Raw genomic sequence first — 14,852 nt, 5'->3', positions numbered from 1 at the left:
GTGTTGACAGGGGCTGTGGGGACTAATAAAAACATCCTTCATTAGTAAGGGGCAAGTGAGAGAGGGCACCATGCGAGATACCGATGTCACCCTCGCGGTCATCGGGGCGGGGCTGCGGGGAACCGGGTACGCCCGGCGGGCCCGGAGCACCGGCCGGGCCCGGATCGTGGCGGTGGCCGAACCGGACGACGAGCGCCGCGCGCGCTTCGCCGCGGAACACGACATCCCCGCCGCGAACGTCTTCGCCGACTGGCGCGACCTGCTCGACCGGGACCGCCTCGCCGACGGGGCGATCGTCTCGACCCAGGACCGCATGCACGTCGGGCCCGCGGTCCGCGCGGCCGAACTCGGCTACCACCTCCTCCTGGAGAAGCCGATGGCGCCGACCGAGGAGGAGGCCGCCCTGATCGCCGCGGCGGCCGAGCGGCACGGGGTCCTGCTCGCCGTCTGCCACGTCATGCGCTACACGCGCTACACCGAAGCCCTCAAGGAGCTCCTGGACAAGGGGAGCATCGGCGAGATCATGAACATCCAGCACCTGGAACAGGTCGGCTGGTGGCACCAGGCCCACTCCTTCGTACGGGGGAACTGGAGCGAGGAGGCCGCGTCGGCGCCGATGCTCCTGGCCAAGGCGTGCCACGACCTGGACTGGATGGTCTACCTCAAGGGCTCCCTGCCGGAACGGGTCTCCTCCTTCGGGAACCTCGTCCACTTCCGCCCGGAGAAGCGCCCCGAGGGCGCCGCCGCCAACTGCCTGGACTGCCCGGTCGAGTCCGCCTGCCCCTACTCCGCCAAGCGCATCTACCTGGACTGCCTCGGCGACCCGGTCAGGGAGTGGTGGCCGCTGTCCGCCGTCACCGACGACCACACCGAGGAGGGCGTGCTGACCGCCCTGCGCGACGGCCCCTACGGCCGCTGCGTGTACGGCGCCGGCAACGACGTCGTCGACAGCCAGGTGGTGGGCATGGAGTTCGGCGACGGGACCACCGCCAGCTTCACCATGACGGCGTTCGCCGCCCTGGAACACCGCAAGACCAGGATCTTCGGCACCCACGGCTCCATCGAGGGCGACGGCGTACGGCTCCGCGTCCACGACTTCCTCACCGACACCCACTCCACCGTCGTCACCGACACGGGAACCGACGCCTCGGCGGCCGAGGGCCACGGCGGAGGGGACGAGATGCTGCTCGACGCCTTCGTCGAGGCCGTGGGCGGCGGAGACCCGGCGTCGATCCGGTCGACCGGCCGCGAGAGCCTGGCCACGCACCGCGTGGTCTGGGCCGCCGAGACCGCCCGCCGCACCCGCACGGTGACCACCCTCGCCCCGTCCGACCCCTCCGGCTCAGAAAAGAAGATGTGATGAATCAACTCGTGTCGCGGGCGGCCGCGTTCGCGGTGCTCGGTGCCCTGGCCCTCTCCACGACCGCCTGCGGCAAGAAGAACGGCGGCGGTTCCGCCGACGCGGGGAAGGCGGAGACCTTCTCCTACACCTCGACGTGGGGCAAGGAGGAACCACAGGCGAAGATCTTCCAGGCCGCCGTCGACGACTTCACGAAGCAGACCGGGATCAAGGCCGAGGTGAAGTGGATGGGGCGCAAGGGGACCGACAGCCTCGCCACCGAGATGGCCGCGGGCCAGGGCCCCGACCTGTTCGACACCGGCACCGACAACATCGCCAAGTTCCGCGCCCAGAACCTGCTGGCCCCGGTCGACGACGTGCTGGCCGCGAAGATCCCGGGGGAGGGGAAGGCCGTCGGGGACGTGCTGCCCGCCGCGGCGAAGCAGGCGTCCTCCGACGAGAAGGGCCTCGCCTTCGTTCCCCACACGATCATCTCGACCGGCGTGTGGTACGACGCGACCAGGCACCCCGAGCTGGCCGCCGCGCCGCCGCGGACGTGGGACGCCTTCGTCGCGTACCTCGACGGCGCGAAGAGGGCCGGACGCACCCCCCTGGGACAGGACGGCACGGTTCCGTTCTACAACGCGTACTGGTTCTACTCGGCCCTGGTCCGCGCCAACGGCGCCGGAAGCCTCTACGCGCTCGGCACCGACGCCGGCGCCTGGGACCGGCCCGAGGTGCTGGCCGCGGCCAGGCAGGTGGAGAAGCTCGCCAAGGGCGGCTACTTCCAGAAGTCGTACATGGCGACCAAGTTCCCGGCCGCCCAGGACGCGTTCGCCACCGGCGGGTACGACCTGAACATCAACGGCACCTGGCTCACCAGCGAGATCAAGCCCAAACTGCCCGCCGACGCGCGGATCAACTCGTTCCAGTACCCGGCCGGCGGCAAGGGCTCCGTCGAGGCGGGCGCCCTCGGCTGGGGCGTCAACGCCAAGGGCAAGCACCCCGGGGCCGCGAAGAAGTTCCTCGCCTTCGTCCAGCAGAAGAAGTACGCGGAGCGCATAGGCGCCGAGGCGCTGAACATCCCCGCCCGCTCCGACGTGCCCGCGCCCGGGAACCTGGTCACCCTCCAGAAGGCCATCGGCGAGGCCACCGCGGTCCACAAGCCCTACGACGGCGCACCCGGCCTGAACGCCTGGTGGACCGACGTCTTCATGCCCCTCGACGACAAGCTCCTCGGCGGCTCCCTCACCGCGGAGGAGTTCGTGGCACAGGGCAAGCAGAAGAGCGCCGCGTTCATCGCGTCCAACAGCTGAACCGGGCCGCGGCGGACCCACGCCGTCCGCCGCGCCCGCTCTTCCCACGCCTTCCCACGCCCCGAAGTAGGTGACCATGAGCGCGACAGCGACCCGTACCTCGCGCGACCCCGGGCCCCGCACCCTCCCGCCGGAACGCGATCCGCGCCGGCCGGCCCGCCGCCTGCGGCCGGCGCGCGAACGGTCCTTCTGGCCGTTCCTGCTGCCGGCGCTCGCCCTCTACACGGGCCTGTTCGTGGCGCCCGCGCTCTACGGCGCCTGGGTCAGCCTGTACCGCTGGCCGGGCCCCGGCGCCGAGATGACCTGGCGGGGCGCGAAGAACTACACGGCCCTCTTCCAGAACGAGGCGTTCCAGTCCTCGTTCTGGAACACGCTGGTGCTGTCGCTGGGCGGCGGGGCCGCCGTCTTCACCGTCACGTTCCTGGCGATGACGGTGCTGCGCCAGCTGAGGGGCCGGGCGTTCATCAGGTCCGTCGTGTTCCTGCCGATGATCATCTCGGCCATCGCCGTCGGGGCCGCCGTCGGCTTCCTGCTCAATCCCGGCGGCGCGGTCAACGACGTCCTCGCGGTGTTCGGGGTGGACGGACCGCCCTGGCTCGGGCCCGACCTGGTCTTCCGGTGCGTCGTCGCCGGCCTGGTCTGGTCGTCGACGGGCTTCTACATCGCCCTGATGATGTCGGCCGTGGACTCGATCCCCCCGCACCTGTACGAGGACGCCCGCCTCAGCGGGGCCACCCGGTGGGAGCAGTTCCGCCACATCACGCTCCCGCTGACCTGGGACGTCTTCTCCGTCGCCGCCGTGCTGTGGGTCGTCAACAGCCTGAAGGTCTTCGAGATCGTGCTCGCCTTCACCACCGGCGGCACCCCCGGCAACCCGCCGCTCCAGGCCCGCACGGTGGCCGTCCAGCAATACATCTCCGTCTCCGGCGGCAACGCGGTCCCCGACCTGGGACAGGGCGCGGCCATGGGCGTGGTCGTCGTCCTGATCACCCTGGTCCTGATCCTGCTGATCCGCCGGGCGACGCGTCGCGATCCAGTGGAGCTCTCGTGAATTCCGTCAGGAGCGGTCGTCCGGTCGCCACCTTCGTCGGCGACGTCCTCGTCCCCCGGGCGACCGCGGTCGCGCTGTGGGCGTGGGTGCTCTTCAACCTGGCGCTCGTGGCCTGGGTGGGCCTCCAGTCGCTCAAGTCCTCGGGCGACGTGTGGCTCAGCCCCTTCGCCCTCCCGACCTCGCTGGAGTGGCAGAACTACTCCTCGGCGTGGCAGGCCGCGCAGTTCTCCGGGGCGGCCCTCAACAGCGTCCTCCTCACCGCGGCCGGCTCGTTCCTGATCGTCGGCCTCGCCGCGCCCGCCGCCTACGCGCTCGCCCGCTCGTCGCGCCGCGTGGCCGCGCCGCTCACCAGCTACTTCGCCCTGGGGATGAGCATTCCGCTGCAGACCCTGATCATCCCCGTCGTGGTCGTGAAGCTGTCGCTCCACACGTTCATGGTGGACTGGGTCACCGGCTGGTGGGACGACCGGATCACCCTGCTCGTCTTCGAGGTCGCCCTCTCCCTGCCCTTCGCCGTCTTCGTGCTCACCGGCTACCTCCGCTCGCTCCCCCACGAGGTCGAGGAGGCCGCCGAGCTGGACGGGGCGGGACCGCTGCGGACCTTCGTCCAGGTGATCGTCCCGCTGGCCAGGCCCGGCATCGTCACGGTGCTCGTGCTCAACGTGATCGGCCTGTGGAACTCCACCCTGCTGGTCATGGTGATCGCCCCCGGCGAGGACGAGCGCACGCTCCCGGTCGCCCTCCTCCACCTCTACGGGACGATGCAGTACTCGTCCAACTGGGGCGGCATGTTCGCCGGGATCGCCATCCTCGTCTACCCGATGGTCGTCCTCTACCTGTGGTGCGGGCGCCGCATCATCGACGGCATGACCGCGGGGATCGGCAAGTGACCCCCTTCCTCCCGCTGTTCCCCACCCCTCCGAGAGGACACCTCCCTCATGCGCGACGCACTGGGACGAGCGGCGGCCGTGATCGCCGCGCTGGCGATCGCGACCGCTCCGGTCCCGGCGACGGCTTCCGCCGGGACCGGCCCGGGCAGGACCTACTACGTGGACGCGGTCACCGGGGACGACTCCGCCGGCGGCCGGCTTCCCGGTGACGCCTGGAAGAGCCTCGACAAGGTCAACGGGCTCACCCTCGGGCCCCGTGACACCGTCCGGTTCCGCGCCGGCCGGAGGTGGCACGGCCGGCTCGTGCCGAACGGCGCCGGCGCCCCCGGCAGCCCCGTCACCATCACCTCGTACGGCACCGGGGCCAAACCGGTCATCGACGGCGGCGGGAAGGCCGACTCGGCGGTCCTCCTCGAGAACGTCCACGACTTCGTCCTCGAGGGCATCGAGGTCACCAACTGGAGCGGTGCCACCGACGTCTACCGCAGCGGCGTCCACCTGCACGGCCGGGACGCCGGCGAACTGGCCGGCATCACCCTGCGCGACCTCACGATCCGGCGGGTGGACGGCAAGGGCGGGACGTCGGTCGGCAAGGCCGGCCTGATCGCCTCGATCACCGGCAACCGGGTCCCCACCTACTTCAAGAACCTGACGATCGAGCGCAACGAGATATCCGACGTCCGCTCCTACGGCATGCTCCTCTGGTCCAGCTGGTCGAAGAGGAACGGCATGACCAGCTTCTACCCGTCCGAGACCGGCATCCAGGACGGCGAACTCGGGCCCTGGACGCCGAGCGAGGGCGTGGTCATCCGCGGCAATCACGTCCACGACGTGACCGCGGGCGGCATCGCGCCGATGCACCTCGCCGGCGGCCTGGTCGAGGGCAACAGGGTGGACCGCGCCGTGACGGGCCGTCTGGTGCCCAACGGCGGGAACGTCGGCATCTGGTGGCAGGGCACCGACGACCTCGTCGTCCAGCACAACGAGGTCTCCCGCACCGGGTTCAACGGCCCGGGCAGCGACGGACACGGATTCGACGCGGACGCCGACAACAACCGCAGCCTGGTGCAGTACAACCACAGTCACGGCAACGACGGCGGCTTCTTCATCTCGGTGTCGTTCGCGGGCGCCCCGACCAGGGACACGACCGTCCGGTACAACGTCAGCCACGACGACGGCTACGAGACCTTCGGCATCTCCACCGCCACCACCGGCACCCACATCCACAACAACACCGTCCACACGACGTCCCGCGTGGTCGTCGTCCCGCCGCCGTACAGGGGGGAGGGGAGCTACCCCCTCGGGCGGGTCGTGCGCCTCTACGGCGACGCCGCGAACGTGACGGTCCGCAACAACGTCTTCCTCAACGCCGCCGGGGCCGGATTCGACACCAGGAACGGCGTCGTCTACGACCACAACCTCTACGCGGGCACGGCCCGGCCGCCCACCGGCAACGACCACGCGCCGGTCGAGGCCGACCCGAAGCTGGCCGCGCCCGGCGACGGCTCCCTCGACGGTTACCGCCCCCTCCCCGGCTCGCCCGCCCTCGACGCGGGCGTCACCGTCCCCGCCACCCACGACATCACCGGCGTCCCGGTCCCGGACGCGGCGCCCGACCTGGGGGCCTTCCAGCGCCGCGTCGCCGCTCCCCGGGTGAGCGGCGACCTCTCCCCGAAGGGCGGCCTGGGCCGGCTGGCCGACGGCGATCCGGCGACGTACTGGCAGAGCGTGCCCAAACCGCGCCTCCCGGCCACGATCGACCTCGCGTACCCGGTCGCGCGGACCTTCTCCGCCCTCTCCGTGCTCACGCCCCGCACCGGACGCGCGGTCACCGGGGCCACGGTGCGGACCTGGGACGGGTCCGCCTGGGCCACGCTGTCCGGCGAGTGGAAGGACGGGACCTTCACCACGGCCGCGCCGGTGACCACGGAGCGGGTCCGGCTCGTCCTCACCTCCGCGAGCGGCGGCGGAAGCCTCCGGATCAGCGAGGTGCGGCTCGGAGTCCCGGCCGCCACCGGCCCGTTCGAGACGCCGTGGACGGGTCCGCTCGTCACCAGCTCGTTCCCCTCCTCGCCGGCCACCCCCTGGACGAACCTGGTGGACGGCGACCCGAACTCCGCGTGGTCGACCGCCGCCGAGGGCCTGGCCTTCCCCGGCGACATCACCCTGGACCTGCGGGAACCGCGCGAGGTCTCCACCGTCGCCCTCCACACCGGCTGGGCCCTGGGCCAGGGCGTCAGCGACGTGTCGCTCCAGACCTGGGACGGCACCGCCTGGACGGACCGGATCGACCACCTGCCGATCGCGTGGCAGCACAACAGCGGCGTCGTGGAGACCGCGACGCTCGCCCTCCCCGCCCCCGTCACCACCCGGAAGATCCGTCTCGTGGTGCACGCGGCCCACCTCCAGTGGGGGAACCTCGCCCTCTACGAGGTCGTCGTGGCGTGACCGCGGCGGGGGAGCGGGCCGTGCTGCCCCCGGGCGTGTCCGCGCCCGTCCGCTCCCATCCGCTCCCACCCGTCCATCCGCCCTCGCCGGAGCGACCCGGAACCAGCACTTATGAAAGACATTTTGCTATGTAACCGCTCACCCAGGAGGTCCCATGCACAGCAGGCGCACCCTTCTCTCCGCGGTCCTCGGCACGGCCCTGGCCACCGCCGTGCCCGCCACCGCCGCCCGGGCGGCGGTGGCGGGCACCACGTACTACGTGGACTCCGCCGCCGGGAACGACTCCGCGGCCGGCACCTCCACCGCCACCCCCTGGCGCACGCTGGCCCGGGTGAACCAGCAGGTCTTCCGGCCCGGCGACACCGTCCGGTTCCTGGCCGGGCGCACCTGGACCGGGCAGTTCGCCCCCAAGGGGTCGGGCGCCGAGGGCAGCCCGGTCACCGCCACCTCGTACGGCACCGGCCCCAAGCCGGTCATCGCGGGCGGCAACACCGTCCCGTCGGCGGTCCTCCTGGAGAACCTGCGGCACTGGACGCTGGACGGCCTGGAGATCACCAACGGGACCGGCTCCACCACCTGGCGCACCGGCGTCGAGGTCCGGGCCAAGGACATCGGCGCCGTCCCCGGCATCACCCTGCGCAACCTGTACGTGCACGGGATCGACGGCGTCGCCCAGGTCGGCAAGGGCAACATCGGCTCGGCCGGCATCCTCGTCGACGTCCGGGGCAACAGCGTCCCGACGTACTACACCGGGATGCTGATCGAGAACAACGAGATCGCCGACACCAAGGCGTACGGCATCACCACCTGGTCCACCTGGATGCAGCGCGAGGGCTGGACCTCCCTGTGGGGGGAGCTGAACATCCCCTCCACCGAGTACGGCCCGTTCACGCCCAGCACGGGCCTGGTGATCCGGGGCAACCACGTCCACGACGTCGGCTCCGGGGGCATCAACCCCAACCAGGTCGCCGACACCCTGATCGAGTACAACACCGTGGCCCGCCCCACCTCCACCACCACCAACGTCGGCATCTGGTGGTCGGGCGCGGACCGCACGACCGTGCAGTACAACGAGGTGTACGGAGCCCGGTTCGGCGGGCGGGGCCTCGACTGCACCGCCTTCGACGCCGACGCCTCCACCCACGACAGCCTGGTGCAGTACAACTACAGCCACGACAACGGCGGCGGCTTCTTCATCTCCGTCTCCCTGGGCTCCGCCCCCGCCAGCGCGGTCGTCCGCTACAACATCAGCCAGAACGACGGCAACGAGATCTTCACCTTCTCGACCAACACCGACGGCGTCGACGTCTACAACAACACCGTCTACGTCTCCTCCTCGCCGAGCCGCCCGCTCTACAAGATCGCGCAGGTCTACCACAACCCCAAGAACGTCACCTTCCGCAACAACCTCTTCGTCAACCAGGCGAACCTCCCGTACGACACCGCGGGCATCACCTACCTCAACAACCTCTACCGGGGCGGGCCGGTCCCGCCGGACTCCGCCGCGATCACCGGCGATCCCAGGCTCACCGCGCCGGGGACCGCCACCTCCCGGGCCGACCTGACCGGCTACCGGCCGCTCTCCGGGTCGGCCGCCATCGACGCCGGTCTGACCGTCGCGGACAACGGCGGCCGGGACATCCTGGGCGTCCCCCTCTTCCCGGCCGCCGTCATCGGCGCCGTGCAGGGCGCGCAGGGCAGCCAGGGCGCTCCCGCCGTCTCCACGACGATGGGCGTCGGCCAGGGCTCCGTCGCGGCGGTGGCCGACGGCAGCGAGGCGACGAGCTGGGCGAGCACGGTCTCCGCGACGCTGCCCGGCAGCATCACGGTCGACTACCGGGCCGTCCGGCGCGTCTCCTCCGTGACCCTGGCCACCCACTTCGGCCAGGGGCAGGGCTTCACCCGGGTCGACGTCCAGACCTGGGACGGATCGGTCTGGACCACCCGGCTCGCCGACGCCGCCATCGGCTGGAGCAGCAACACGTCCGTGGTGGAGCGGCGCACCCTCACGCTTCCCTCTCCCGTCGACACCGCCCGGGTGCGGCTCGTCGTCAAGGCGGCCAACCGCCAGTGGGGCAATGTCGCCCTCAACGAACTGACCGCGGCCTGACGGGCCTCCTCCGCCCCGCCACCGGGGCGGGGGAGGAGCGGCACCTCCGCGCGCGGCGGGGCACCGGGCCCCTCCGCGCGCGGAGCCGCGCCGGTGCCCGCTCCGCCCGTCGGCCGGAGGCGCCGCCGGGGAGGCCCCGTCGCGTACACGGGGCTCCCGCCCGCCGCCGTCAGAGGGCTTCGCGCAGGGTGCCCTCCGCGAGGCCGAGCTCGCGTTCGGCCGTGGTGAACACCAGGGCGTCGAGTGCCGGGTGGGTGAACGGGGAGGGGTCGTTCACGTAGGTGCCGAGTCCGTCGATCGCGACGAGGATCACCACGCACGCCCCGAGGGGGTCCGCCGTGGTGAAGTCTCCGGCGCGCACGCCGTCCTCGATGAGCGCCGTCAGGGCGTCGCGCATGACCGCCTCCTGTTCGGAGACGACGCGTCCGAGGCCGGGACGGTAACGGGTGAGGTGGCGGGCGTTGAGCCAGAGCCTGCCGAGGTCGGTGAAGTCCTCGCCGCCGAGCCGGTGCAGCAGGCGGCTCAGCCTCCGTACCGGCGGCAGGGCGGCGTCGGCCTCCGGCAGGAGGGCGTCGCGCTCGCGGCCGACCGCCCGGACGAACGCCTCGCACAGCAGGTCGTCGACGGTCGCGAAATAGTAGCTGATCAGGCCGGGGCGGACTCCCAGCTCGTCGGCGACCAGCTGCATCGTCACGCGTTCCAGCCCCCGCTCCAGGGCGAGCCGGCCGGCGGCCCGCACGATGTCGGACCGCCGCTCCTCGGCGGTCTTGCGGGTCCGTGGCCCCCGGGGGGTTGACGTCATGCGGATCACATTATTGGATGACGCACCAACAGTCTATTGGTTAACTCACCAACAAGACTGGGTCACCTTCGGCCGCACCCTCCCGGACACCTCGGTGGCGAGGACCGTGCCGCCCACCCCCCTCCTCGAAGGAACACCCATGCAGCGTTCTCCAGCAGGCCCCGTCGCGGCCTCGTACGACACGGGACGTGACCTGGCGGGCTCGGTCGAGAGCCGGGGCATCGACTGCGTGCCCGACTCGGAGCGGCACGGGAAGGCGCGCGAGCTGTTCTCGGTCTGGGCCGCGCCGAACGTGAGCTACCTCAGCTTCGTGGTCGGCGGAACCCTCGTCCTGATGGGACTGTCGCTGATCGAGGCGATGGCGGTCATCGCCGCCGGAAACCTCTTCTGGCTCCTGACCGGCTTCATCGCCGTCAGCGGCCCCGTGACGGGCACCTCCGGCTCCGTGATCTCCCGGGCCATGTACGGGATCGTCGGCAACAAGCTCGTCGTCGCGCTCACCGGATGGCTGATCTCGTCGCTCTACCTCGCGCTGAACTGGTCGGCGGCCTCGACCGCCGCCATCGGCATGACGGCCCAGCTGGGGATGGCCCAGTCCGCCGCCCTGGACTTCACGGTGGTCTGTCTCATCGCCGGCGTCACCATCGTCATCGCGATCTACGGACACGCGACGATCGTCCGCCTCTACGGCGCGGTGAGCGTCTTCCTCGCGCTCGTCTTCCTGGCCCTGAGCGTGATGGTGCTCGGCCACACGGACTGGTCGTACGCGCCCGCCGAGCCGCTCACCGGGATCGAGCACCTCGTCGTCCTCGCCTCCGGCTTCACCCTCGTCGCCTCGGCCCCGCTCTCGTACGCCAACAGCCCCGACCTCGCCCGCTACCTGCCGCGCGGCACCAGCGGCCGGGCCGTCACGCTGTGGACCGCCTTCGGCGCCTACCTGCCGAGCGTCCTGTTCACGGGCATCGGCGCCCTCGCGGCCACCACGCTCGACATGAGCGATCCGCAGGCGGCCCTGGAGAGCATCATGCCGCCCTGGTTCGTGCCCACCTTCGTCACCGCGGTGGTGGTGAACACCATCGCGAACAACGGCCTCACCGCCTACAGCTCCGGCCTGTCGATGCAGTCGATCGGCGTGCGGCTGCCCCGGATGTTCACCGTCCTCGTCGTCGGCGTCATCGGCACCACCATGACCCTGTTCGGGCTCCTGGTCTTCGACTTCCTCACCGCCGTCAACACCATGATGGAACTGGTCGTGATCGTCACCGGCCCGTGCATGGCCGTCTACGCCACCGACATCGTCCTGCGGCGCAACCGCTACGACGGAGAACTGCTCCACGACCAGAGCCGCACCAGCCCCTTCTGGTACCACGGGGGCTTCAACTGGGCCGGCATGCTCGCCACCCTGGGCGGCGCGGGCGGGGCCGCCCTGTGCGCCGGCTCGACCTTCTGGGCCGGCCCCCTCGCCGCCGCGATGGGCGGCCTCAACCTCGCCATCCCCGTCGGCGTCCTCGGCGCGGCGGCCCTGTACTGGGCCCTGTCGCGCGCCTTCGGCACGATCCCGGACGCGACCGGCCGGCGCTGAGGGAACCGGACGGGAGGACGCCTCCCCGCGCACACCGCCCGGGGCGGACCGTACGGGTCCGCCCCGGGCGGTGGCATGTCCCCGGAGCCCCGGAGCCCCGGAGCCCCGGAGTCCCGGAGCCCCGGAGCCCCCGGGCCGCCGCGGTCAGTCGACCCAGCCGCGGGCGACGGCCCTGACCCCCGCCTGGAACCGGCTGGAGGCCCCCAGCCGGGCGGACAGCTGGCTGATGATGCGGCGGGTGGTCCGCACCGACAGGCCGATCTGGCGGGATATGGCCTCGTCCAGCTGGCCCGCGGCCATGAGCCGCAGGACGGACCGCTCCAGTTCGCTGGGCTCGTCGCCGCCGGGGTCCTCCGGCTCCCGGGGCGCGGCCTGGTTCCAGTACAGGTTGAACAGGTCGCTCAGCAGGGTGACCAGCGGCCGGTCGTGGACGACCACGGCGCCCAGGGCGCTGTCGCGCGGATCGAGCGGCACGACGGCGGTCGCGTCGTCGTAGAGCAGCATGCGGGTGGGCAGGAGGGCCGCCGTGCGGACCTCTCCTCCCGCCCGCCCGAGTTCCTTCAGGTAGCGGTGGGTGCCCGGATGCGAACGGGCGGAGTCGAGGAACAGGCTGCGCAGGGCGACGCCCCGGTCCAGCAGGGCCCTGTCGAGGGGCAGCGCGGCCCGGACGGCCTCCTCGCTCTGCGCGCCCCCGGGGACCATGGAGTCCACCGAGCGGGAACACAGCGCGGCCAGCTCGGTCAGGGCGGCCCGGACCGTCTCGACGCCGTGCAGGACCTCCACGAGTCCCGTGCTCGAACGTAATCGGCGGGCGTCGAGGTAGTCGGCGGTCAGCGCCAGCAGTTCCTCCTTGCGCCGGCGGAGCTCCCTGCGGCGCCGGTCGAGTTCCTCCTCCTCGTCCGCCAGCAGGGCGTCGGCCGCGGCCTGGGGACTGCGGGCCACCCACGCGTCCTCGTCGATCCGCTGCAGCAGACGCGCGTCCGCCAGCCGTCTCCTCCGCTCGCGCACCTCCTCGGGCACCACCCCCAGGCGTTCGGCCAGCTCCGCGTCGGTGTACCGGGGTCTCTGCACCTCGGCGCGGTAGAGCTCCACGTCCACCCGGTCGAAGATCAACGACATCCCTCCCGCTGTCCAGTAGTGGTCCGGCCACTAGCTGTCACATGACGGGCGCATGCCCCCATCGGGCGCGGATACCCGTTGGCTTGCCCGACCCGTGACACCAGAAAGGGAAGCTGGATGAAACGCCTACGGGAGACCGCGGGAGCCGCACCGACGCCCACGGGGGGAACCTTCCGTACGGCCTGCCGCGCGGACCGGCGGCCACCGGCCGCCACCACCGGCGGAGAAGGCAACATCTGGGACCTCCTCCCGCCGTGCGGGGGCCGGGGCGCACGCGCCGCCCGGCTCCGCGCACCCGGTGCCCGGCCGCTCGCCCCGGCACCCGGCGCCGGACTCCGGCACGGTCCCCGGCCCCGGGCCTGACGCCCCGCCGCCGACCGCGGCCACCGGGCCCCTCCCACCGTTCGTCCCCCGTGCCCCCGGCACGAGCACCTTCCGACGGAGGAACGCACCATGCAGCAGATCGACTACGACTTCGTCTTCACCGACGCCGAGCGCGACGCGCTGCGCGCGGTCCTGCTGGACCTCGCCACCAGCCCGTACAGCGACTTCGAGACCTACATGGCCGACGTGTCCGGACTCCGCAGGGACCGCCGGCTCGGTTCCCGCTTCACCGACTTCTGCGAGGGGTCGATGCTGCGGGACTTCTCCAAGGAACCGCTGGTCGTCATCGGCAACGCCCCCATCGACCCGGACCTGCCCCTCTTCGGGTCGGCGGATCCCGTGCACGAGAAGTACCGGCTGAAGAAGACCTTCGTCGCCGAGGGCTTCCTGGCCGCCTACGCGGTCCTGACCGGCACCGAGATCATCGGGCACCTCAGCGTCAACGGGGGCGACTTCTTCCACGACATCTACCCCAAGGAGTCCATGTTCGACACCCAGTCGCAGAAGACGCTGGGAACGCTCAAGTTCCACCGGGACTTCGCCAACCACTTCGTCAGCCCCGACTTCGTCAACACCCTCACCCTCCGGGACACCCCGACCAACGAGGTGTACTCCACCTTCACGGTCACCCTGCACGCCCTGGAGCAACTGAGCGACTCCGACCGGGAGGTCCTCGCCCAGCCCAGGTTCCACACGCCCTTCGACGACGTCTCCACCCGCGAGGGCAACATCCTCCACGACCGGCGCGCCGAGAACCACGCGGTCGTCAACGGCGAGGAGGGCGCCCGGGTCTTCGAGGACCGCACCCGGGGCCTGGACGACGAGGCCCAGCAGGTGCTGAACCGTTTCATCGGGGCGCTGCACGCCCGCAAGCAGATGCGGGTCTCCAAGCCCGGCGACTCGGTCACCTTCTCCAACCGGCACGTCATCCACGGCCGGGAGGTGCACGCCGTCCACGACATCGAGGGACTCAAGCAGCGCTGGCTCCTGAAGACCCACAACGTCCACACCCGCAGGGCGTTCGAGGAGTTCTTCCTCGGCGACCGCTACGGCGTGGTCAACGGCTGAACCACATGATCGTCATCACGGGCGCAGGACAGGGCATCGGGGCCGCCGTCGCCCGTCGCGCCGCGGAACTGGGCCGGCCGGTGTGCGTCAACTACCGGACCAGTTCCGCGGGCGCGGCCCGGGTCGTGGACGACCTGCGGCGGGCGGGCGTCGAGGCCATGGCGGTCAGGGCCGACGTGGCCGAGGAGGACGAGGTGGAACGCCTCTTCGCGACGGCCGAGGCGGAACTCGGCCCGCTCACCGCCGTGGTCAACAACGCCGGCGTCACCGGAGGCCTGGCCCGGGTCGTGGACCTCGACATCGCCCAGCTCGACACCGCCTACCGCGCCGTCCTGCGCAGCGTCGCGCTGTGCACGCGCCGGGGCCTGCGCAGCATGGCCCGCAGCCGCGGCGGCACCGGAGGGAGCATCGTCAACATCTCCTCCACCGGGGCCCGTACCGGCGGCGGCCACGAATGGGTGCACTACGCCGCCCTCAAGGCCGCGGTCAACGTCCACACCTGGGGCACCGCACAGGAGGCGGCGGCCGACGACGTCCGCGTCAACGCCGTCGCCCCCGGACTGATCGACACCGGACTGCACCGGGCCAACGGCGTCCCCGACCGGCCCGACCGGCTCCGGGCGACCGTCCCCCTCGGCCGCATCGGCACACCGGAGGAAGTCGCGGGAGCCGTGGTCTTCCTCCTCTCCCCGGCCGCCTCCTACATCACGGGAACCGTCCTCGAAGTGGGCGGCGGCCGATGA

The 14,852-nt window shown here is 71.7% G+C and carries 11 protein-coding genes; 9 read left to right on the top strand and 2 right to left on the bottom strand.

Translation table 11 applies throughout. The annotated features are described in order from the left end of the window. Nucleotides 1–70: 70 nt before the first annotated feature. The 6 genes from ACZ3IL_RS16165 (at nt 71) to ACZ3IL_RS16140 (ending at nt 9,154) form a co-directional block, all read left to right on the top strand. The gene (locus ACZ3IL_RS16165; protein ID WP_467390789.1) at nt 71–1,360 is read left to right on the top strand and encodes a Gfo/Idh/MocA family protein; all 1,290 of its coding nucleotides are present in this window, start codon (nt 71–73) and stop codon (nt 1,358–1,360) included. Further along, a complete protein-coding gene (locus tag ACZ3IL_RS16160; RefSeq protein ID WP_467390787.1) occupies nt 1,360–2,655 on the top strand; it encodes an ABC transporter substrate-binding protein in 1,296 nt (431 codons plus the stop codon). Before ACZ3IL_RS16165 ends, ACZ3IL_RS16160 begins: the two co-directional genes overlap by 1 nt. Nucleotides 2,656–2,731: 76 nt before the next feature. Continuing rightward, entirely contained in the window at nt 2,732–3,706 is a 975-nt protein-coding gene (locus tag ACZ3IL_RS16155) for a carbohydrate ABC transporter permease (protein ID WP_467390785.1), read from the top strand. Beyond that, nucleotides 3,703–4,596 (top strand): carbohydrate ABC transporter permease, encoded by an 894-nt coding sequence (locus tag ACZ3IL_RS16150; RefSeq protein ID WP_467390783.1) that lies wholly within the window; start codon nt 3,703–3,705, stop codon nt 4,594–4,596. Before ACZ3IL_RS16155 ends, ACZ3IL_RS16150 begins: the two co-directional genes overlap by 4 nt. A gap of 48 nt (nt 4,597–4,644) precedes the next feature. Further along, nucleotides 4,645–7,044, top strand: coding sequence for a discoidin domain-containing protein (locus ACZ3IL_RS16145; RefSeq protein WP_467390782.1), 2,400 nt, complete (start codon nt 4,645–4,647; stop codon nt 7,042–7,044). A gap of 154 nt (nt 7,045–7,198) precedes the next feature. Then, the gene (locus tag ACZ3IL_RS16140; protein ID WP_467390781.1) at nt 7,199–9,154 is read left to right on the top strand and encodes a discoidin domain-containing protein; all 1,956 of its coding nucleotides are present in this window, start codon (nt 7,199–7,201) and stop codon (nt 9,152–9,154) included. Between the two features lie 169 nt (nt 9,155–9,323). Here the strand turns inward: ACZ3IL_RS16140 and ACZ3IL_RS16135 are convergent, their stop codons facing one another. Then, complete coding sequence (locus ACZ3IL_RS16135; RefSeq protein ID WP_467390780.1) at nt 9,324–9,956, bottom strand: TetR/AcrR family transcriptional regulator; 633 nt, start codon at nt 9,954–9,956, stop codon at nt 9,324–9,326. 139 nt (nt 9,957–10,095) lie between these two features. Between ACZ3IL_RS16135 and ACZ3IL_RS16130 the strand changes: the two genes are divergently transcribed. Continuing rightward, nucleotides 10,096–11,538: a purine-cytosine permease family protein gene (locus ACZ3IL_RS16130; protein WP_467390779.1), complete on the top strand. Its 1,443-nt coding sequence runs from the start codon at nt 10,096–10,098 to the stop codon at nt 11,536–11,538. A gap of 144 nt (nt 11,539–11,682) precedes the next feature. Here ACZ3IL_RS16130 and ACZ3IL_RS16125 read toward each other — a convergent pair whose 3' ends face one another. Next, a complete protein-coding gene (locus tag ACZ3IL_RS16125) occupies nt 11,683–12,657 on the bottom strand; it encodes a helix-turn-helix transcriptional regulator (RefSeq protein ID WP_467390777.1) in 975 nt (324 codons plus the stop codon). 453 nt (nt 12,658–13,110) lie between these two features. Here ACZ3IL_RS16125 and ACZ3IL_RS16120 point away from each other — a divergent pair, with 453 nt between their 5' ends. Together ACZ3IL_RS16120 and ACZ3IL_RS16115 are read left to right on the top strand one after the other, a co-directional pair. Further along, complete coding sequence (locus tag ACZ3IL_RS16120) at nt 13,111–14,109, top strand: Fe(II)-2OG oxygenase family protein (protein WP_467390775.1); 999 nt, start codon at nt 13,111–13,113, stop codon at nt 14,107–14,109. Between the two features lie 5 nt (nt 14,110–14,114). Next, nucleotides 14,115–14,852 (top strand): SDR family oxidoreductase, encoded by a 738-nt coding sequence (locus ACZ3IL_RS16115; protein WP_467390773.1) that lies wholly within the window; start codon nt 14,115–14,117, stop codon nt 14,850–14,852.

Source organism: Streptomyces sp. NPDC014907 (assembly GCF_055562975.1).
This window is presented reverse-complemented; position numbering and strand designations above follow the sequence as displayed.